Annotated in this window: 1 protein-coding gene; it reads left to right on the plus strand. The window is 62.4% G+C overall.

Annotated features, from left to right (window positions below):
- A partial coding sequence (gene pqqD, locus MMS95_RS24210) for a pyrroloquinoline quinone biosynthesis peptide chaperone PqqD (protein WP_242142449.1) occupies positions 1-213 on the plus strand: 213 nt, incomplete at both ends.

Here is a 213-nt window from a genome sequence, read left to right on the forward strand (position 1 = left end):
AATGGGAGCCGGTGCAAAACAGCCACGTGATCCTCTACCCGGAAGGCATGGCCAAGCTGAACGACAGCGCCGCCGCCATCTTGCAGCTGGTCGACGGCAACACCACGCTGAATGGCATCATCGCGCAGCTGAACGCCCGCTTCCCCGGCGCCGACGGGTTGGCGGACGACGTGCTGGAGTTTTTCCAGCGCGCCTACGAACAAAAATGGGTGA

The sequence above is a fragment of the Serratia sp. PGPR-27 genome (assembly GCF_022678525.1).
Lineage (GTDB): Bacteria > Pseudomonadota > Gammaproteobacteria > Enterobacterales > Enterobacteriaceae > Serratia > Serratia nematodiphila.